Source organism: Rhodococcus sp. MS16, from assembly GCF_013277795.1.
Lineage (GTDB): Bacteria > Actinomycetota > Actinomycetes > Mycobacteriales > Mycobacteriaceae > Rhodococcus_F > Rhodococcus_F globerula.
The window spans coordinates 828,222-847,212 of sequence record NZ_VBTM01000003.1; the positions used below are offsets into that span (position 1 = coordinate 828,222).

At 61.4% G+C, this 18,991-nt stretch carries 18 protein-coding genes; 11 read left to right on the plus strand and 7 right to left on the minus strand.

Features of this window, described 5'->3' with window-relative positions; translation table 11 throughout:
* Nucleotides 1–32: 32 nt before the first annotated feature.
* The 4 genes from FEZ60_RS08885 to FEZ60_RS08900 all read left to right on the plus strand — a co-directional run bounded on the left by FEZ60_RS08885 (nt 33) and on the right by FEZ60_RS08900 (nt 4,627).
* The gene (locus FEZ60_RS08885) at nt 33–968 is read left to right on the plus strand and encodes a helix-turn-helix domain-containing protein (RefSeq protein ID WP_045068383.1); all 936 of its coding nucleotides are present in this window, start codon (nt 33–35) and stop codon (nt 966–968) included.
* 66 nt (nt 969–1,034) lie between these two features.
* Entirely contained in the window at nt 1,035–2,441 is a 1,407-nt protein-coding gene (locus FEZ60_RS33090) for a 4-hydroxyphenylacetate 3-hydroxylase N-terminal domain-containing protein (RefSeq protein WP_172935928.1), read from the plus strand.
* Nucleotides 2,442–2,476: 35 nt separating this feature from the next.
* The gene (locus tag FEZ60_RS08895) at nt 2,477–3,460 is read left to right on the plus strand and encodes a nitronate monooxygenase family protein (RefSeq protein WP_033236365.1); all 984 of its coding nucleotides are present in this window, start codon (nt 2,477–2,479) and stop codon (nt 3,458–3,460) included.
* A gap of 15 nt (nt 3,461–3,475) precedes the next feature.
* Entirely contained in the window at nt 3,476–4,627 is a 1,152-nt protein-coding gene (locus FEZ60_RS08900; RefSeq protein ID WP_172935929.1) for an acyl-CoA dehydrogenase family protein, read from the plus strand.
* A gap of 63 nt (nt 4,628–4,690) precedes the next feature.
* Here FEZ60_RS08900 and FEZ60_RS08905 read toward each other — a convergent pair whose 3' ends face one another.
* From FEZ60_RS08905 to FEZ60_RS08915, 3 genes are all read right to left on the minus strand, one after another.
* Nucleotides 4,691–4,942, minus strand: coding sequence for a WhiB family transcriptional regulator (locus FEZ60_RS08905; protein ID WP_033236363.1), 252 nt, complete (start codon nt 4,940–4,942; stop codon nt 4,691–4,693).
* A gap of 25 nt (nt 4,943–4,967) precedes the next feature.
* A complete protein-coding gene (locus FEZ60_RS08910; RefSeq protein WP_242484473.1) occupies nt 4,968–5,507 on the minus strand; it encodes an HNH endonuclease in 540 nt (179 codons plus the stop codon).
* Nucleotides 5,508–5,871: 364 nt separating this feature from the next.
* Entirely contained in the window at nt 5,872–6,651 is a 780-nt protein-coding gene (locus FEZ60_RS08915) for an enoyl-CoA hydratase (protein WP_172935930.1), read from the minus strand.
* A 129-nt stretch (nt 6,652–6,780) separates the two neighbouring features.
* On the opposite strand from FEZ60_RS08915, the gene FEZ60_RS08920 reads away from it, so the two are divergent.
* Complete coding sequence (locus FEZ60_RS08920; RefSeq protein WP_092806076.1) at nt 6,781–7,587, plus strand: enoyl-CoA hydratase/isomerase family protein; 807 nt, start codon at nt 6,781–6,783, stop codon at nt 7,585–7,587.
* A 52-nt stretch (nt 7,588–7,639) separates the two neighbouring features.
* On the opposite strand, the gene FEZ60_RS08925 is transcribed toward FEZ60_RS08920, so the two are convergent.
* The 3 genes from FEZ60_RS08925 to FEZ60_RS08935 are packed head-to-tail and all read right to left on the minus strand — an operon-like array spanning nt 7,640 to nt 11,293.
* A complete protein-coding gene (locus tag FEZ60_RS08925; protein ID WP_172935931.1) occupies nt 7,640–8,734 on the minus strand; it encodes a CaiB/BaiF CoA-transferase family protein in 1,095 nt (364 codons plus the stop codon).
* On the minus strand, nt 8,731–10,278 hold the full coding sequence (locus FEZ60_RS08930) for an acyl-CoA synthetase (RefSeq protein ID WP_095888164.1): 1,548 nt from the start codon (nt 10,276–10,278) through the stop codon (nt 8,731–8,733). The genes FEZ60_RS08925 and FEZ60_RS08930 overlap by 4 nt, the downstream gene beginning before the upstream one ends.
* Nucleotides 10,279–10,324: 46 nt before the next feature.
* Nucleotides 10,325–11,293, minus strand: coding sequence for an NADPH:quinone oxidoreductase family protein (locus FEZ60_RS08935; protein ID WP_172935932.1), 969 nt, complete (start codon nt 11,291–11,293; stop codon nt 10,325–10,327).
* 100 nt (nt 11,294–11,393) lie between these two features.
* Here FEZ60_RS08935 and FEZ60_RS08940 point away from each other — a divergent pair, with 100 nt between their 5' ends.
* A complete protein-coding gene (locus FEZ60_RS08940) occupies nt 11,394–12,200 on the plus strand; it encodes a crotonase/enoyl-CoA hydratase family protein (protein ID WP_172935933.1) in 807 nt (268 codons plus the stop codon).
* Nucleotides 12,201–12,324: 124 nt separating this feature from the next.
* On the opposite strand, the gene FEZ60_RS08945 is transcribed toward FEZ60_RS08940, so the two are convergent.
* The gene (locus tag FEZ60_RS08945; RefSeq protein WP_172935934.1) at nt 12,325–13,191 is read right to left on the minus strand and encodes an enoyl-CoA hydratase-related protein; all 867 of its coding nucleotides are present in this window, start codon (nt 13,189–13,191) and stop codon (nt 12,325–12,327) included.
* Nucleotides 13,192–13,347: 156 nt separating this feature from the next.
* Between FEZ60_RS08945 and FEZ60_RS08950 the strand changes: the two genes are divergently transcribed.
* The 5 genes from FEZ60_RS08950 to FEZ60_RS08970 all read left to right on the plus strand — a co-directional run bounded on the left by FEZ60_RS08950 (nt 13,348) and on the right by FEZ60_RS08970 (nt 18,958).
* Nucleotides 13,348–13,935, plus strand: a complete 588-nt coding sequence (locus FEZ60_RS08950; RefSeq protein WP_095888161.1) for a TetR/AcrR family transcriptional regulator — start codon at nt 13,348–13,350, stop codon at nt 13,933–13,935.
* A gap of 260 nt (nt 13,936–14,195) precedes the next feature.
* Nucleotides 14,196–15,275: a phosphotransferase family protein gene (locus FEZ60_RS08955; RefSeq protein WP_172935935.1), complete on the plus strand. Its 1,080-nt coding sequence runs from the start codon at nt 14,196–14,198 to the stop codon at nt 15,273–15,275.
* Between the two features lie 38 nt (nt 15,276–15,313).
* The gene (locus FEZ60_RS08960; protein WP_033236352.1) at nt 15,314–16,540 is read left to right on the plus strand and encodes an acyl-CoA dehydrogenase family protein; all 1,227 of its coding nucleotides are present in this window, start codon (nt 15,314–15,316) and stop codon (nt 16,538–16,540) included.
* A gap of 25 nt (nt 16,541–16,565) precedes the next feature.
* Nucleotides 16,566–17,924 (plus strand): MFS transporter, encoded by a 1,359-nt coding sequence (locus tag FEZ60_RS08965; RefSeq protein ID WP_033236351.1) that lies wholly within the window; start codon nt 16,566–16,568, stop codon nt 17,922–17,924.
* A gap of 152 nt (nt 17,925–18,076) precedes the next feature.
* Complete coding sequence (locus tag FEZ60_RS08970) at nt 18,077–18,958, plus strand: A/G-specific adenine glycosylase (protein ID WP_172935936.1); 882 nt, start codon at nt 18,077–18,079, stop codon at nt 18,956–18,958.
* Nucleotides 18,959–18,991: the final 33 nt, after the last annotated feature.

Below are 18,991 nucleotides of genomic sequence, written 5' to 3' on the forward strand. Positions count from 1 at the left end.
AGTGCGGCGCCAGAGTGGCATTATGCGAACACATGGCACGTAACTCACCGCAGACCGATCGCATCGTCATGCTCACCGAACTGTTGGCATCCGATCCCAAAACTGGGCGAAGCCTCGCCGACATTGCTCGGCACCTAGGGGTCGCAAAGGCAACCTGCTATCCCATGGTCGTCGCGCTGGCGGAGTCGGGCTGGCTCGTCCGCCATCCCGTTCGCAAGACGTACCAACTCGGCCCCGCCCTGGTCCCGATCGGTCAGGCCGCCTCTCGCGCAACCGATGTCGTCGATCTCGCCCGAACCGTCATGCATGAATTGGCCGACACGTCAGAACTGGCATGCCTGGGATTCATCCGGTCAGGCGCCGATCTGGTTGTCGCAGAAGTTGTTCAACCGATCTCCGGACGCAGCGGAACGCTCGGACTACGCGTCGGCGACAAGGTGTTGATGGCACCACCATTAGGCGCCGCACTGGCAGCTTGGTACGGGCAGGATCAACTCGACGAGTGGCTCCAACTCGGTACAAAAGCCCTGAGCACGGAGACCGACTTTTTACAGGCAGAGTACGAACCGATCCTCGACACTGTCCGGGAGCGCGGATTTGCCGTGGAATGCCTTTGGCAACAGGACCGTTCGATCTCCGATGCGGTCGCAGAGTTGCGCACACCGGGGGTCGGCGGACAGCGGGCCGCGCTCGCACTGAGAGAGGCACGTCGACTGCTGTCCGCGGACGTTGCCGTGGGAACAATCGACCCGAACGCGCACTACCAACTGCTGTCCGTGAACGCGACCGCATTCGATCAAGACACATCACCCGCACTGATTCTCTGCCTGGTCGACGCACCGTCATCCGTAACCGGGGAACGCATTACCGAACTCGGCGTACTTGTGCGCGAAGCCGCCGAACGGGTCACCACGCTGATGCATGGCCGTTCACCCAACCCATTGACATCTGAAGACCGTGCAACATAGCTTATATAGCGATCGCTAAGCTATGTTCAGGGCAATAACCGCGACCGAAGAGCAAGGAAGTATCCCGTGGGCATACGGTCCAGTGACCAGTACCGAAAAGGCCTCAACGACGACCGTCGGGTCTTCTACCGAGGGAAGAAGATATCCGACGTCTACGCGGAGCCTGAACTGACTCTTGCAGTGGATCATTCGGCACTGTGCTACGACATCGCCGACGACCGACCCGACCTCGCGATCACCGACGTGGATGGCGAACCAGTCAGCGCGTTCTACGTCGCACCGAACTCCGCCGAAGACCTCGTGCGCCGCGGAGCACTCATCGAAGAGGTATCACGACGCGGCGGCGGAACCATCGTCCTCAAAGAGGTCGGCAGCGACGCATTGTTTGCACTCCTACGCGCCACCACCGGCGAAGGGCTCGACAACGCCCGCGCCTTCTACCAGCGGGTGTGCGAAGGCGACCTGTCCCTGGCCGTCGCCCAAACCGACGTCAAAGGCGACCGTTCACTCGCGCCGCGTCAACAGGCCGACCCCGACCTCTACCTGCACATCGTCGACGAAGACGCCGACTCCATCACCGTGCGCGGCGCCAAATGCCACACCTCGTTCTCCGCGAACGCCGACGAGCTCATCGTGCTACCCACCCGCGCCATGGGACCCGACGACGCCGACTACGCGGTCTCCTTCGCCATCCCGATCGACACGCCGGGCCTCGAACTGTACGTCTCCCCGTACGCTGCCGGGGAACGCAACTCGTTCGAGTTCCCGATCTCCACGAAGCACAAGCTGCTCGAATCGCTCACCGTCTTCAACGACGTACGCGTACCGAAGAATCGGGTCTTCCTCAACCGCCAACCCGAACTCGCCGGCCCGCTCGCACTGGCTTTCGTCGACTACCACCGCTTCACCGCCATCAACTACAAACTGCCACTGCTCGACATCATGGTCGGCGCGGCATCGCTGATCGCCGAAGCCAACGGCATCAGCAAAGCCGGCCACGTCAAAGGCAAGATCACGGAACTGATCACCTGGAGCGAAACCGTCCGTGGGCTGGCGCAACTGGCCGCCGTCCGGTCCAAGCCGGGTGCGCACGGCGTTCAGCAGCCCGATCCGCTCGCCGTCAACATGGCCAAATACCACTTCGCCCACGGATTTCACAACGCGGTCGCAATACTCACCGACCTCTCGGGCGGCCTGCTCGCCACCGGTCCCGGAGGCGAAGACTGGGACAACCCCGACATTCGCGCAGTACTCGAAAAGTATTACGCTGCAGCAGTTCCTGCCGAAAAGCGTTTGAGGCTACTCAACTTCATCGCCGACCTCACCGCCCGCGACTACGGCGGATACCAATCCGTACTCGCAACCCACGCAGAAGGCTCACTAGAAGCCGAGAAACTGCAGATCGCACGCTCCTTCGATTCCACGAAGGCACGAAACTACGTCAGCGACCTGGCCGGAATCAGCCACCTCTGACCGACTTCCACTCCGACGCAACAGCAAGGACCCTCATGATCTCAACAGCATTCACGGAAACGTTCGGTGTTCGCCATCCCATCGTGCAGGGCGGTATGCAGTGGGTAGGGCGAGCGGAACTCGTTGCTGCCGTAGCCAATGCCGGCGCACTCGGATTCATCACCGCATTGACACAACCGACACCCGCGGACCTGGCCAACGAAATCGCCCGCTGCCGTGACCTCACCGATCAGCCCTTCGGCGTCAACCTCACGATCCTGCCGTCCATCACACCGCCGCCATATGACGAGTACCGCCAGGTGATCGTCGATTCGGGCGTGAAGATCGTCGAGACCGCCGGCTCCAACCCCGGACCGCACCTGCCGATGTTCCACGACGCCGGAATCAAGGTGCTCCACAAGTGCACCACCGTGCGCCACGCGGTGAAGGCTCAGGACCTCGGTGTCGACGGCATCAGCATCGACGGCTTCGAATGCGCCGGTCACCCCGGCGAAGACGACGTAGCCGGGTTGGTTCTGATCCCCGCAGCGGCAGAGAAGATTTCGATTCCGATGATCGCCTCCGGCGGATTTGCCGACGCCCGCGGACTCGTCGCCGCCCTTGCTCTCGGCGCCGACGGCATCAACATGGGCACACGCTTCATGTGCACCGTCGAATCGCCGATTCATCAGAACATCAAAGAAGCCATCGTCGCCGCCGACGAGACCCAGACCGAACTCATCTTCCGGCCACTGCGCAACACCGCTCGCGTCGCCAGCAACACGGTCAGCCGCGAGGTGGTCGACATCCTCTCACGTGGAGGACAATTCGAAGACGTCCGCGAACTGGTCGCCGGCGCCCGCGGACGCACCGTCTACGAGAAGGGCGATCCCGACGCCGGCATCTGGACCGTCGGAACCTCGCAGGGGCTGATCCACGACATCCCTACCGTCGACGACATGGTGCAGCGCATGGTCTCCGAAGCCGAGGACATCATCGGAGCGCGTCTGCGCTCGATGACCGAACGCGTTTCCGTCTAGGACAGGAGGGGAAGTATGCGTCGCACACTCTTCACCGAAGATCACGAAGCCTATCGAGATTCCGTCCGCGAGTTCATCGCCCGTGAGGTGAGCCCACACTACGACGACTGGGAAGCAAACCGTCTCGTGGACCGATCGGCATGGCTTGCCGCCGGTAAGATGGGCATCGTCGGCTTGGCCGTACCCGAACAGTACGGCGGGTCAGGAGAACTCGACTACCGCTACCGTTACATCGTTGCCGAAGAGATCGCCCGTAGCGCCACCACTTCGTTCGGCGCCGGGCTCGGACTCCAGGACGATATCGTCATCCCGTACATCGCCGATCTCGGTACCGACGAGCAGAAACAACGCTGGCTTCCGGGAATGGCTGCCGGAGAGATCATCTGCGCCATTGCGATGACCGAACCGGGAACCGGTAGCGATCTGCAGGGCATCAAGACCACTGCCGTTCGTGACGGAGACGACTGGATCTTGAACGGCCAGAAGACATTCATCACGAGCGGTATCCATGCCGACATCGTGATCGTCGCTGCCCGTACCGATCCCAGCGCAGGATCGCGCGGCTTCAGCCTCCTGGTCGTCGAACGTGGGATGGAAGGGTTCACCCGCGGTCGCAAGCTCCACAAAGTGGGTCTTGCAGGCCAGGACACAGCCGAATTGTCATTCGAGAACGTCCGTGTTCCGGCAAGCAACCTACTCGGTACAGAGGGCGGCGGACTCATCCATTTGATGGAACGACTTCCCCGCGAGCGACTCTCGATTGCCGTCAGCGCAATCTGCGTGGCACGTGCAGCCTACGAATGGACCAAGGCCTATGCCTTCGACCGCCGTGCCTTCGGAAAGCCCATCGGCGACTTCCAGAACACACGATTTGCGCTCGCCGAGATGCTCACCGAAATCGACGTGACACAGGCGTACGTCGACAATGCAGTCCTGGCGATCAACGACGGGGAACTCTCCGCCGTCGAAGCGGCGCAGGCAAAATGGTGGGCAAGTGAACTACAAAAGCGTGTCGTGGACCGATGCGTCCAATTGCACGGCGGGTACGGCTACATGATGGAATACCCGATTGGGCGAGCTTACGTCGACAGTCGAATTCAAACGATCTACGGTGGGACCACCGAGATCATGAAGGAGATCATCGGTCGGGACATCGCCAAGAACTGACAGGCGTTGAGACGATCGAAACCGTCGGACCCACACCACCACTGGTATGGGTCCGACGTGCAGTCAGCGGACAATCTTGCCCTGCCGGTACTCACAGCCGCCCCAGACCCCGGTCTGCGCAGTATCGGCCGCGTAGGCGCCGCACGCGATGGTGATGGGGCACCGGGCGCAGGTCTCGGCCGCGTAGTCGAACGCCTCACTCGGGTGGGGGAACCACCGGTCTGGGTGCCGATCACCTCGGCAGGCGGCGACGGCCCAGTCTCCGACCTCCTCCGAGACAGGCAGCAGGTCAGCCAAGGTCATCATCGTCGTCATGGGATGTGCCTCCTTCCAAGGCAATTCAGAGATGAGGAGTCAATTCACGCCAGATCGTGTGTTGGCGTTTGCGGTCGGTGCGAGGCGTTCGAGGTACCCAGAGGAGCGGCATGCCTGACTCTTCCGGGGTCTGATCGGACTTGGCGTTATTGCAGGTCAGGCAGCACGCTACGAGGTTCGACCAGCTGTTGTTTCCGCCTCGGCTACGTGGGTACACGTGGTCGACCGTCGTCGCCCCCGCCGCGCCGCAATACGCGCACCGATAGTGGTCTCGCGCCAGAACGCCGGCAAAACTCGCGCGGGTGTCGTCGTCGATCGTCGGACGTGGCGGGGTGTGCACGTACTCGAACAGCTGGATCGTCCGTGGCAGCGGGATGGCCACATGCTGGGAGCGCACGACGAAGCGCGGAGAGTGCTCGACCAGAGTGAGTGCAAGATCCTCGACGAGCAGCACGACCGCGCGAGCGGCGGGTACGAGGTCGAAGTCCTCGTAGGTGGCGTTGAGGACTCGCACGTGCGCGTTCATCCAGGTTCGGGTGGTGATGGCGGTGGGTGGGCGAGGCATGACAATCGACAACCTTGTTCTCTCACAGAGGGAGTGGTGGTTCTCGAGGTGTGATCGTCCGGGGTGGCCGAGGTCGGCCGTGAGGTCACCCGTTGGGTGAGCTGGTATCGGGACGCGCACGCCCCGAGTGGTGGGGCTTCAGCACATGCGGAATCCGGCGGCCGTGCCGGAGTTTTCCGCCAGCCGGTCCAGGAAACGAATCATCGACTGCGACTTGCGGTACGAGTACAAGCTGGCGTGCATTCGAGCGTCCTTCCTGATCGTGTGCGTCGGCTGTGAGTCACCCAGTGTGCCACGTCAAAGCTGAGATGTATTGCAAATATTCACGGACGGCAACCCGTCGCTCAGTTCACCCGGCCTACTGCTACCCACCGAACACCGCCGCCCGCTTGCCTTGGAACGCCGCAACACCTTCCGCAAAATCAGCACCGGCGAGTAGTGAGATCTGTCCGGCACGCTCACGCTCGAAGGCAGAGTCCAGTTCGGTCAGGGTGGCGTCGTTGATCGCGTCCTTGGTCTGCTGGAATGCCTTGCCCGGCCCGCTACCCAGGCGACGAATCAGCTCCGCAAGCTCGTCGTCGAATGCGTCGTCCGGGCAGATCTGCGAGATCAGTCCACTGTCGAAAGCGTCTCGTGCCGAAAGTTTTTCCGCTAGGAGTGCCATTCGCATGGCCCGAGCCCGGCCGATCGACGCCGCAACAAGAGCTGTTGCACCGCCGTCAGGCATCAAGCCCACCTTGGTGAAGGCGAGCAGGAGGTAACTGGACTCCGCAGCTAGGGTGAGATCACACGCCAATGCCAGTGAAACACCCACTCCTGCAGCGGGACCTCGCACCGCTGCGATCACGGGGGTGGGGAACGACCTGATGGCACGCGCCAGGTCGTTGGCTGCATCGATGGTGTCCGCGGAGGGCGGACCCGACAACACTGCATCCGCGAGGTCCGCCCCGGTGCAGAATGCTCTGCCTGCTCCCTCGAGTACCGCTACCCGTACGTCGCCGCGACGCGCGTGATCGTCGAAGATCGTAGAGAGATTCTGCAACGCTTCGGTGTTCACCGCATTCATTCGATGCGGGCGGTTGATCACAACACGAAGTACGCCGTTGTCATGGGTCGAGTAGACGTCTGGTCGTGTTGCAGTCATGTCGGGTCCTTGTCGTTCAGGCAGTCGTCCGGTCGCGGCAGGAAGCGGCGACGGAAGAGTCTTGCCGAAGTAAGCGATTCACTGATATTCATACCTTAGCGAGCGATAAGTAACAAGGAGAAACAGGCTATGTCCGACCTACTCGAAATCAGTACACCGACGCCGGGCATTGCCCTGCTCACTCTCAATCGACCCGAACGACTCAACGCGCTCGACGTCCATCTGGTCGCGGCACTAACTGCAGCGCTGGACGACATCGCGTCGGATAGAACATGTCGTGTCGTGGTCATCACCGGTGCGGGACGAGCGTTCTGCGCTGGGCTCGACCTCAAGGGCTACGGCGACTCCGAGCGAGACGAGGCAGAAGGCAGAACCCTTGCGGCGTTCGGACGACAGCAGGACATTGCACATCTGACCGAGCGAATCAATTCACTCCCCCAGCCTGTGATCGCCGCGGTGAACGGGCCGGCGGCGGGTGGCGGACTAGCACTCGTCTGCGCCAGTGACATCCGGATATCCGCACCCGAGGCAGTATTTGCGGTCTCGTTCATTACCGCCGGATACTCGGCGTGCGATATCGGCGTCTCGTGGTTGTTGCCACGCATCGTCGGGGCCGGCAATGCACACGAACTGATGCTGACCGGGCGTCGATTCGACGCCGCGCATGCGCGATCCATCGGGCTCGTTTCCCAAGTTGTCGACTCGGAAAACCTTCTCACCGAAGCACTTCGAATCGCCGGTGAGATCCTGAACAATCCGCCGGTCTCGGTCGAGATGACAAAGAAGGGCATGTGGTTGGCACTGGAAACCCCGACCCTGCATGCGGCGATCGAGTTCGAGAACCGCCAGCAGGTCATTACCGCTCTCACCGAGGACGCTGCAGAAGCTACTGCGGCATTTCTCGAGAAGCGGGCTCCGACCTACCGGCGGCGTTGACGACCTGGGGGGAACCTGCCTTCAGGTCCCCCCATTTCAGGTGCCCACCACTTCAGGCCCCAAGCCAGTCGCTCAACACGGCTGCTGTATCCGCGCCGGGTTTGGGCGCCCCCGCGGGCTGAGTCGTTGCTGTCCGGGAGAATCGCGGTGCCGGCGCCGACTGCACTATTCCGTCGGCTTCGACCAAAGTTCCACGGTGCGCCAGGTGTGGGTGAGTTGCAGCTTCCGCCGGACTCAGCACCGGCGCAACGCACGCATCCGTCGATTCGAAGAGCGCCGTCCACTCGTCACGTGTACGTGTGGCAAACGCTTCCGTGAATCGCTCGCGCAGTTCCGGCCAGCCATCCTGATCCATCTGTTCGGGCAGTGACGCGGGATCGAATCCCAGACCGTCGAGCAGCGCTCGATAGAACTGCGGTTCGAGTGCACCGACAGCAACGAACTTGCCGTCCGAGCAGCGATACGTGTCGTAGAACGGAGTCGAACCGTCCAGCAGATTGGTTGCGCGAGAATCACTCCACTGCCCGCTGCCCCGCAGCGACCAGATCATCTGTGCCAGTACTGACGTTCCGTCGACTATGGCTGCGTCGATCACCTGGCCTTTACCGGACTTCTCGCGTTCGTACAGCGCGGAGACGATTCCCAGGATCAAGAACATCGAGCCACCACCGAAGTCGCCCACGAGATTCAACGGGACCACGGGCTTGTCGGCTGGGCCGATCGTATGGAGGACACCGGTCAGCGCAAGGTAAGTGATGTCGTGCCCCGCGCGCTGAGCGAGTGGGCCGTCCTGCCCCCAACCCGTCATGCGGGCGTAGATCAGTCGGTCGTTGATCTTCCTGCAGTCGTCCGGACCGAACCCCAGCCGTTCAGTAACGCCGGGGCGGAAACCTTCCACCAACACATCGGTTTTCGCAATAAGGGCCCTGACGAGTTCCCGTCCCGCGTCGGTCTTGAGATCAGCCTCGATCGAGCGGCGACCGCGCAACAATTGGTCCTGATCCTTGGGCGAGATTTCCAGCCCGCCCGACGGACGTTCGACGCGGACGACATCGGCTCCTAGATCGGCCAGCATCATCGCAGCGTGCGGTCCCGGCCCGAGGCCGGCGAACTCCAGTACGCGCACTCCATGCAACGGGCCGCTCATCGTGCGCCGGCATTGTCTGAATAACGAGCACGCAGTGTACCTTTGACAAGTTTTCCGGTAGGGGTGCGCGGAAGATCGGTGCTGAACACGAGCCGCTTCGGCAGCTTGTACTTCGCAATCTGCCCCCGCAGATGATCGAGCAATTCGTCGCGAAGCGCATCATCTGCTTCCAGACCGGGAACAGGCTCCACAACTGCCATCACGATCTCGCCCATCTCGTCGTCGGGAACACCGATCACTGCCGCATCCAACACCGACGGATGTTCGATCAGCGCGTTCTCGATTTCCTGCGGATAGATGTTCACACCACCGGAGATGATCATGAACGACTTACGATCAGTCAGGAACAGATAGCCGTCCTCGTCGACATATCCGACATCACCCGTCGTTGTCCATGTCGGATGTTCGGGATGCTGTGCCTCCCGGGTCTTTTCAGGTGCGTTGTGGTAGTTGAATGGAAGTGCATCACGTTCGAAGTACAGGGTGCCCACTTCTCCCACAGGCAGATCCTCACCGTTCTCGCCGCAGATATGCAGAACACCCAAGGCCGCCCGGCCCACCGTTCCCGGTTTACGCAACCATTCGTCGGAATGGACGATAGTCATACCGTTCAACTCCGTCGACGAGTAGTACTCGTCGAGAATCGGGCCCCACCACTCGATCATCCGACGCTTCACGTCAACCGGGCACGGCGCCGCAGCATGCACCGCCAGACGCAACGACGAAATGTCGTAACGCTCTCGCGTTTCCTGTGGAAGTTTGAGCATCCGAACAAACATCGTCGGAACCCACTGGCTGTACGTCACGCGGTACTTCTCGATGTACTCGAGTGCCTTCTCTTCATTGAACCTGTTCATCACCACGACGGTTCCGCCCAACGCCTGTACCGATGCACAGGTACGAAGCGGCGCAGCGTGATACAGCGGAGCCGGCGAAAGATAGACATCGGAATCCGTAACGCCCCAAGCAGTCTGATTCATCACCGTCATCTGATCACCGGCATCCTGAATCTGACGATCAGGCAACGCAGGCTTGATCCCCTTGGGCCGACCGGTCGTTCCCGACGAGTACAACATGTCGGCACCACGAGGCTGATCCGGCAACGGCACATCGGACTCGAGCGCCGCCGCCGCGTCGAGCGAGGCATATCCCTCGAGCTCGCCGCCGAAGGACAACCGAATCACATTCGCCGGAATGAGATCGGCCAATGTTCCCGCCAATTCGGGTAGCGCTGAATCGACGATGACAATCTTGGCGTCACAATCCTCGACAATGTAGGCACCCTCGGGAGCGGTCAAATGCCAGTTCACCATCGTGAGATAAACACCCGACCGCATGGCGGCCCAGTAGATGTCGAAAACTTGAATGTTGTTGGTCGCGAGTACCGCCAGATTGTCGCCGCGTCGCAAACCCAATTCGTGCAGAACACGCGCGATGCGAATCGAATTCGCTTCCAACTCCGCAAACGTCACCACCGCACCGGTCTCCGCGACGATGACAGCAGCTTTGTCCGGGGTTGTTGCGACATAGGCTCCGGGGTACATGGTTTTCACTCCAAGGTTTCGTTCACGAAAGATGAATGGTTCCAGCTCATTCGAAGGACAGAGCCACTTTTCCGACAGCAGACCGGTCTTTCAGGGATGTCAACGCATCCACGGCACGATCTGACGGATAGAGAGTCGGTTCGGGCACTCGCAGAACTCCGGACTCGAGCAAAGGGTAAAGCACATTCCATTGACGGGCAAGGTATCCGGGATCGGTTCGCAGATACTCACCCCATCCGGCGCCCATCACCGAAATATTGTTCAGCAGAAGTCGATTGACCTTGACAGTCGGTATCTCACCGCCAGTGAAGCCCAAGACGATCAGGCGACCGTTGGGAGCGAGACTGCGCAAGCTGTCCGTGAAACGATCACCACCGACGGGGTCGAGAATGATATCGACGCCGCGACCGTTCGTGATCTCGCGAACTTGATCTTTCCAGCCGTCAACCAAGACGACATGCGATGCTCCCGACTCGGCAGCCAGTGCGGCCTTCTCCGGCGTGCTCACGACCGCAATGGTTTCGAGCCCGAGCGCGGCAGCGACATGCAATGCGGCAATACCCACTCCACCTGCAGCGCCGTGAACCAACACCGTCTCACCAGCTCGATACCGAGCTCGCTCGTCGAGCGCGAAATGCACAGTCAGGTAGTTGACCAGAAATCCGGATCCTGCTGTGAGAGAAACGGAATCAGGGAGCGGGAAGACCGAGGACGGCTTCACGGCCACAGTACGCTGCCAGGATCCGTCCTCCGTGGACAACACGGCTACGCGGTCACCCGGGGACAGATCCGACCCTGCCGGCACACTACGAACAACTCCCGCGCCTTCCAACCCGAGAACACATGGCAAGTCACGCGCCATCTGATAACTGCCGGTGGTCTGCAGAAGATCCGGAAAACACACTCCGGCGGCATGCAGATCCACCACTATCCGCGTCGGGTCTGTCGGCTCGGCGATATCCACCGAACGCAACCCTTCCGGTCCGATCAATTCGGCTAGCTGGACCGCGTGCATACATGCTCCTCGTGGTGATCCGACATCTTTGACTGTTCGGGCACGCCCGTGATAACAGTTTAACGAGCGCTAGGTAAGACTTTACGACGAGAGGCAGTCCATGGCAATCACGCCCGAGCACCAGACATCCGAAGCAGCAGCACTGTACGAGGTTCGTGGGCAGGTTGCGATCATCACCCTGAATCGGCCGCGGGCCCTGAACGCGGTGAACGCGGCTCTGTCGACCGCGGTCGGCACCTTGCTGGAACAGGCCGAAGCCGACGCCGACGTGCGCGTCGTCGTGATCACCGGTTCCGGACGCGCGTTCTGCGCCGGCGCGGACCTCAAAGCTCTGTCGGAGGGAGAAAGCACCGACGCCGACGGCCATCCCGAATGGGGTTTCGCGGGTTACGTACAGCACTGGATCAGCAAGCCGACCATAGCCGCGGTCAACGGATTTGCACTCGGCGGTGGCACCGAACTGGTGCTCGCGAGCGACCTTGCAGTGGTCGACGAGAACGCGCAGCTCGGCCTGCCCGAGGTCAAGCGCGGATTGTTCGCCGCTGCCGGCGGTGTAATCCGGCTGCAGCAACAAGTCCCACGGAAGGTGGCGCTCGAAATTGCCCTGACCGGCGAACCGATCACGGCCGCTCAGGGCAAGGAACTCGGCCTGGTCAACCGAGTGGCACCGGCGGGAACCGCACTGGACATTGCACTCGAATTGGCGGAGCAGATTGCGGCAAACGCGCCGCTGTCGGTGCGGGAGTCGAAGTCGATGATCCATCGAACCGCAACGGCATCGGACTGGGAGCCTGATGTGTGGGCAGCCAACGCCGCTGCAATGAAGGTGGTCTTCACCAGCGCCGACGCACAGGAAGGCCCGCTGGCCTTTGCGCAGAAGCGCCCGGCTGTCTGGACCGGCCGCTGAGCCGTTCCCTATGCGCCACCGGAATCCTCGATTCCGGTGGCGGGTAAGGGTTTCCGTCACCACTGTGATTCCGTCACCACTGTGATTCCGTCACCACTGTGATTCCGTCACCACTGTGTTTCCGTCACCACTGCGGTCGCGGGAGATGTTCCGAGAACAGGTCAGGCATCGCGTCGCTGCACCGATCTGGGAAGTTCGCGTCACGCTTGCCGAGGAAGGCGCTGATGCCCTCCCGGACGTCCTCCTGCGCACCTCTGGCGTTGATCCCGATGCTCTCGATCCGATGCGCCACCATGGGATGTGGGGCGCCCAGCAGGCGCCAGACCATCTGACGCGAGAGAGCAACAGAAACCGGAGCGCTGTGGCGAGTAAGGCTGCGCGCGAGGGCAATAGCCTCACCAAGCAGATCGTCGGCAGAATAGAGTTGGTAGACCAATCCGGCGGCGTGGGCTTCGGTAGCCGGAAAGATACGCCCGGAGTAAATCCAGTCGAGCGCTCGTTGCAGCGGAACCAACTTCGGCAGCAGCCATGAGGAACAAGATTCGGGCACAAGGCCTCGGCGATTGAAGACGAACCCCATCCGGGCGTCGTCAGCCGCCAAGCGGAAGTCCGCTGCGAGAGTCATGGTGATACCGACGCCGACCGCGGGACCATTGATCGCCGCGATGATCGGCTTCAGGGAGTCGAACATCCGTAACACCACACGACCGCCGCCATCGCGCCGTTCGCCGGCACTACTCTCCTCTGCTTCGTTCTGCTCGGCGCTCCATTCGGTGAAGGTATCCGGCCCGGAGGACAGATCGGCGCCGGCACAGAACGCTCGGCCTGCTCCGGTCAGAATCACGGCGCGTACGGAATCGTCAGCGTCGGTGATGTCGAACGCCTCGATCAGCTCGTTTTCCATGATTGTGGTGAAGGCGTTCAGCTTGTCCGGTCGATCGAGAGTAATGACGGCAATGCCATCGTCCACGGTCAGCGATATGTGCTGCACAGGCAATTCTCCTCTTGTTAACGAACGATAAGCTCACAGGACGTGGATCTTCACAGTTCACGGCGGATATTTGCTGCCCGTCGAACCTTGTGATCGTTCGGCTACTACGCTGTGTCCGGATACCGGAAGACGTGCAGAACGCGAGGAGTTCGAAAAATGAGCGTGGCAAAAACTGCCGCAGTCCGGCAGCTCATTCTCGATTCCGCCGTCCGAAACATGAACGAACGCGGCTACCACGGCACATCCATGCGCGACATCGCTGCAGGCGCCGATCTGACAGTCGCATCCATCTATCACCACTTCAAATCCAAGCAGGACATTCTGCAGGAAATAATGCTCCAGGCACTGCGAGACGCTCACGGCATGACGCGTAGCGCGCTGCTCCGCTCGGGCGGAGAGCCGAAAGACCAACTGCAAGCGCTGGTTCGCGCCTGGGTCATGTTCCACACGACGCGGCGCGAAGACGCTCTTGTCGGAGCAACCGAGCTGCGCAGTCTCGATGAGCCGGGACACCGCCTGGTAGTCGCACTGCGCGACGAGCAGGAGAACATCTTCCGGGATGTCATCGAACGCGGAGTGGAAGAAGGCGCGTTTCGCACCGAATACCCACGAGACGCCGTTCGCGCCATCATCAACATGGGGCAGCAGGTCTGCGTGTGGTGGCGTGCCGACGGCCCACTGAGCGCGCAGGACCTTGCGGATCGCTACTGCGCTTTGGCCACCGCGATGGTCGAACCGGCCTGACCGGCCCGAACACTCCTTCCTTTCCACGCGTTTCACCGGAATCCACACCTCCACCATCCGTGAGACCTGCGTCACTAAATGCCCATAATGTCAGGCGAACGATCGTTTGGCAAGCGGTTCGATCACCGTTGCTCCCGCACCAATGTTCGCAGGAAGTTCGATATTTATTCATGGTTGACATTTGTCGATCGTTCCATTGATGATGATCCACAGCCGAACGATCGTTCGGCTGTGTTTCCATCGAAAGGAGCGTGCATCGAATGTCCGCGGCATCATCGACGACGTCCGACGCAGGCCGCGTCGTCTCCGGACTCGACCTCGACGCACTCTCCACGTACCTGTCGACACATCTCGCTGGCGGGATCGACGGAGAGATCACGGCGTCACTCATCAGCGGCGGGCGATCCAACCCCACCTACCGCGTCGCAGACGGCTCGAACACCTGGGTATTACGGCGTCCGCCGTTCGGTCACGTACTTCCGAGCGCTCACGACATGGTTCGGGAATTCACCGTCATCGACGCGCTCGCATCCACGTCGGTGCCGGTACCTGAGGCGTTCCTTCTCTGCGAGGACGAAGACGTACTCGGCGCGACGTTCTATCTGATGGAACTGATCGACGGCAATTCCATCGGCATCCCGGAATCCGCCGCCGCCCTGTCTCCGGCCGATCGAGAACGCGCCGGACTTGCCTTTGCCGATGTCCTCGCCGACCTTCATTCTGTCGATCCTGATTCAGTGGGACTCAACACTTTCGGGCGAACCAACGGATACCTGGAGCGACAACTGGACCGATGGTCGCGGCAATGGGACGCCTCTCGAACCACTGATCGCCCCGAGGTCGCGGCACTCCTCGACAAACTTCGCCGTGCCGTTCCCACCACATCCCTACCCGGGATCGTGCACGGGGACGTCAAACTCGACAATGTTCTCTACTCCCGCTCCGATCCCGGAAAGATTGTTGCCCTTCTAGACTGGGAGATGGCAACACTCGGAGACACACTCGCCGACGTCGGCATCATGCTCAGCTTCTGGGATCAACCCGGAGCCGTCGACAACCCGATCACTCGCGGACTTGCTCGATTGGACGGATTTCCCAGTCGCGCTGCGTTACTCGAACGATATGCCGACCGCCGGAACATCGATCTGCCGGATATCGACTGGTACACGGTGTTCGCCGACTTCAAGATTGCCGTCATCCTCGAGGGCATCAATGCCAGACACGCCAAGGGCGACACTGTCGGCGAAGGATTCGACGACGTCGCCGACATGGTCGGCCCGCTTCTACAGCGTGCGCTCGATCTGACCCGCACTTCCTCTGTTCACGAACTGCGCCGCTGACTTTTTGTGCGACGCGCCCCGAGATTGGAACCACCGACGTGGATTTCGAATACAGTCCGAAAGTCAAAGAGCTGCAACAGAAGCTGACGACTTTTATGCAAGAGCACGTCCTACCCGCCGAAGCCGTTGCAGCGCAGCAATTGGCGGCAGACCCCAGCCACTGGGGCGCACCACCGATCATGGCCGAACTCAAGGCAACGGCCAAGGAATCGGGCCTGTGGAACCTCTTCCTCCCGGCCCGCGAGGGCGCCGGCCTGAGCAACCTCGAATACGCACCGTTGGCGGAATTGACGGGCTGGAGTCCGTTGATCGGTCCCGAAGCCGTCAACTGCAATCCACCGGACACCGGCAATATGGAACTGCTCCATCTCTACGGCACCGAGCAGCAGAAGGCCGAGTGGCTGACCCCACTTCTCGACGGCGATTTCCGATCGTGCTTCTCGATGACCGAACCCGAGGTCGCGAGTTCCGATGCAAACAACGTGTGTCTCGATATCGCGGAGGACGGTGACGAGTGGGTGCTGACCGGACGCAAGTGGTGGTCCACTGCTGCCCTTCGCGAAGACTGCAAGGTTGCGATGGTCATGGGCGTGACCGACTCCGATGCTCCGGTCGGTAGCCGCCACAGCATCGTGCTGGTACCCATGGACACCCCCGGCCTGCAGATCGTCCGTTCCACAACGGTTCTCGGCTTCGACGACCGCCACGAGGGTGGACACGGCGAAATCGTCTTCGACAGTGTTCGTGTCCCCAGGGAAAACCTGCTCGGTCCCCGCGGTCGGGGTTTTGCAGTCGCTCAGGCACGCTTGGGTCCAGGACGCATTCATCACTGCATGCGGTTGATCGGTATGGCAGAGCGCGCAATCGCACTGCTCACCGAACGTGCCAGGACCAGAGTCGCTTTCGGGTCTCCCCTTGCCGATCTCGGTGTTGTACAGGCCAACCTTGCTGATTCCAGGATCAAGCTCGACGCCGCCCGGTTGCTCGTTCTGCGCGCCGCCTGGCGGATGGACGTCGAGGGGAACAAGGCTGCGCGCCATGACATTGCAGCGGCCAAAGTTCTGGTTCCACTGACAGTCAAGGACATCATCGACAACGCCATTCAGGTGTTCGGCGGCGCCGGGCTGTCGCAGGACACCATTCTTCCGGTCCTGTATGCGCAGGCACGGTTCCTGCAGATCGCGGACGGCCCGGACGAAGTCCACCGTCGCTCGCTCGCTCGCGCCGAATTCGCCGCAACTCCAGTCCTCAACGAACCCAAGTGAACGATCCCACAGAGAGTGAATCGTGATGACCAACAACACCGAATCAGCGGTGCAGCGCCAGGGTAGGTCCCGGCGCGCGTCCTTCGCAGCGGCCATCTCCACTTCCCTGGAGTGGTACGACTTCTTCATCTACGCGACTGCTGCGGCACTCGTGTTCAACTCGACGTTCTTCGCCACCGACAGCGAGGTGGTTGCAGCAATGAGTTCGTTTGCCACCGTTGCAGTCGGTTTCATCGCTCGCCCCATCGGCGGCGTGCTCGCGGGACATTTTGGTGACCGCTACGGCCGCAAGCCGGTGTTGGTGGCCGCGGTTGTCCTGATGGCCATTGCCACGTCGCTGGTCGGCTTCGTCCCGAACACCAATGTGATCTGGCTGGCCCCGGCTATCCTTGTCACTCTGCGAATCTGCCAGGGCTTGGCCGTCGGCGCACAGTGGGGCGGCGCAGTGCTGCTGGCAACCGAGAACGCCCCAGCCGACCGTCGTGGATTGTTCGGAAGCTTTGCGCAACTGGGCGTTCCGATTGGCGTCGTGCTCGGAAATATCGTCTTCCTCATTCTTACAGCCACTCTCGCCGCGGATTCGTTCCTCGCCTGGGGCTGGCGCATCCCGTTCTGGATCAGTTTGGTGATGCTCCCGGTCGCGTTCCTCATTCACCGTTATCTCGAGGAGACGCCTGAATTCAAGGCTATTGCCGAGAAGCTCGCAGAATCGCCGGTTGTCCGCAAGTCCCCCATTCTCGAGGTCCTCAAGAAGAACCCGGGCACGGTTCTTGCCGCGGCAGGCGCCAATGCAATCGGTGTGATTTTCTTCTACACGATGATCACCGGATCCGTGCAGTTCGCGACGACGTATCTGGATATCCCGCGGTCGACGGTATTGACGTACATCCTGATTGCCTGCGCCATTCAGATTCCCCTGGTCCCGCTGGCCGGTTACCTCTCCGATCTGTACGGCCGCAAGCTCGTCTTCGGTCTCGGCACCGCGGCGATGATGCTGTGGGGCATTCCGATGTGGCTGATGATCGGCGGCTCCAGTCCGGACACGATCTGGCCGTTCGCAGTGGCCGTGATCGTCGGCGTCGTTGCGATGTCGCTCCAAACCGGCACTCAGGGAACACTCTTCGCAGAATTGTTCCCGCCGGAGATCCGATTCTCCGGAGCGTCGCTCGGCTATCAGATCTCGGCCATCATCGGCGGTTTTGCGCCGATGATCATGGTGATGCTGATCAACGGTAATCCGGACAATGCGTGGAAGGTCGGTTCATTCCTTGCCGCTGCCGGAGCGATCGGACTGATCTGCCTCTACATCATCGTTCGCCGGTACTCGGGAACGTCGACGCCCGCGTCGACCGCGACACGAACGGATGCACAGTACGCGTCCTGATCGAAACGACGAGGTGGGTGGGCGGTTCTTGATACCGCCCACCCACCGTTTTCTCTGCATCAGGTGCGCATGTTGGATGTCGGAGCGTAACGATAGGGTCTTGGTGAACGTCGCCGAGCGCGTAACCAGGCCCTAGGAGTGTGTCAGTCAAGGTGGCAGTGGAATCTTCGGTGCTGCTGAAGTGGTATGCCGATAGCGCCCGTGATCTTCCGTGGCGACGCGACGGAGTCAGTGCCTGGCAGATTCTGATGAGCGAGATCATGCTCCAGCAGACGCCGGTGGTACGGGTCGCGCCGATCTGGGAGGAATGGGTCCAGCGCTGGCCGGTTCCGTCGGCAATGGCGGCGTCGAGCCAGGCTGAGGTACTGCGGGCGTGGGGCAAGCTCGGTTACCCACGACGCGCACTGCGCCTGCACGAGTGTGCCGGCGTCCTGGCCACCGAACACGGCGACGTGGTCCCCAGCGACGTGGACACTTTGCTGTCACTGCCGGGTATCGGCTCCTATACGGCGCGTGCCGTGGCGTGCTTTGCTTACGGACAACGAGTTCCCGTCGTCGACACCAACGTTCGCCGCGTTGTTGCTCGTGCCGTGCACGGCAACGCAGAGCCGGGCAATCCGTCGAACACGCGCGATCTCGCGGACGTCGCCGCACTGTTGCCCCGCACCCGCGCACGAGCGGCAACCTACAGTGCTGCGCTGATGGAACTCGGCGCCGTGATCTGCACGGCGCGTACACCCAGCTGCGACAACTGCCCGCTGCCCAATTGCGCTTGGGTTGCCTCCGGAAAACCGGCACACACCGGTCCACCGAAGAAAGTGCAGAAATTCGCCGGTACCGATCGCCAGGTCCGCGGCAAGTTGATGGCTGTTCTTCGAGAGACCCACCATCCCGTCGAACGTGCGCGCCTCGACATCGTCTGGCTCACCGACCCCGGTCAACGCGACCGCGCACTGCATTCACTGCTTGTCGACGGATTGGTGGAACAAACCGAAGACGGCCTGTTTGCACTGGCCGGTGAGGGCAACCTCTGACAGCGGGTTGAGCGCTAACACTCCGGCGAATCT

What these genes read in the sequence shown, in the direction of transcription:
- FEZ60_RS08885 (WP_045068383.1), top strand. Translation starts at nt 33, where the DNA reads ATGGCACGTAACTCACCGCAGACCGATCGCATCGTCATGCTCACCGAA.
- FEZ60_RS08895 (WP_033236365.1), top strand. Translation starts at nt 2,477, where the DNA reads ATGATCTCAACAGCATTCACGGAAACGTTCGGTGTTCGCCATCCCATC.
- FEZ60_RS08900 (WP_172935929.1), top strand. Translation starts at nt 3,476, where the DNA reads ATGCGTCGCACACTCTTCACCGAAGATCACGAAGCCTATCGAGATTCC.
- FEZ60_RS08905 (WP_033236363.1), bottom strand. Translation starts at nt 4,942, where the DNA reads ATGACGACGATGATGACCTTGGCTGACCTGCTGCCTGTCTCGGAGGAG.
- FEZ60_RS08910 (WP_242484473.1), bottom strand. Translation starts at nt 5,507, where the DNA reads ATGCCTCGCCCACCCACCGCCATCACCACCCGAACCTGGATGAACGCG.
- FEZ60_RS08915 (WP_172935930.1), bottom strand. Translation starts at nt 6,651, where the DNA reads ATGACTGCAACACGACCAGACGTCTACTCGACCCATGACAACGGCGTA.
- FEZ60_RS08920 (WP_092806076.1), top strand. Translation starts at nt 6,781, where the DNA reads ATGTCCGACCTACTCGAAATCAGTACACCGACGCCGGGCATTGCCCTG.
- FEZ60_RS08925 (WP_172935931.1), bottom strand. Translation starts at nt 8,734, where the DNA reads ATGAGCGGCCCGTTGCATGGAGTGCGCGTACTGGAGTTCGCCGGCCTC.
- FEZ60_RS08930 (WP_095888164.1), bottom strand. Translation starts at nt 10,278, where the DNA reads ATGTACCCCGGAGCCTATGTCGCAACAACCCCGGACAAAGCTGCTGTC.
- FEZ60_RS08935 (WP_172935932.1), bottom strand. Translation starts at nt 11,293, where the DNA reads ATGCACGCGGTCCAGCTAGCCGAATTGATCGGACCGGAAGGGTTGCGT.
- FEZ60_RS08940 (WP_172935933.1), top strand. Translation starts at nt 11,394, where the DNA reads ATGGCAATCACGCCCGAGCACCAGACATCCGAAGCAGCAGCACTGTAC.
- FEZ60_RS08950 (WP_095888161.1), top strand. Translation starts at nt 13,348, where the DNA reads ATGAGCGTGGCAAAAACTGCCGCAGTCCGGCAGCTCATTCTCGATTCC.
- FEZ60_RS08955 (WP_172935935.1), top strand. Translation starts at nt 14,196, where the DNA reads ATGTCCGCGGCATCATCGACGACGTCCGACGCAGGCCGCGTCGTCTCC.
- FEZ60_RS08965 (WP_033236351.1), top strand. Translation starts at nt 16,566, where the DNA reads ATGACCAACAACACCGAATCAGCGGTGCAGCGCCAGGGTAGGTCCCGG.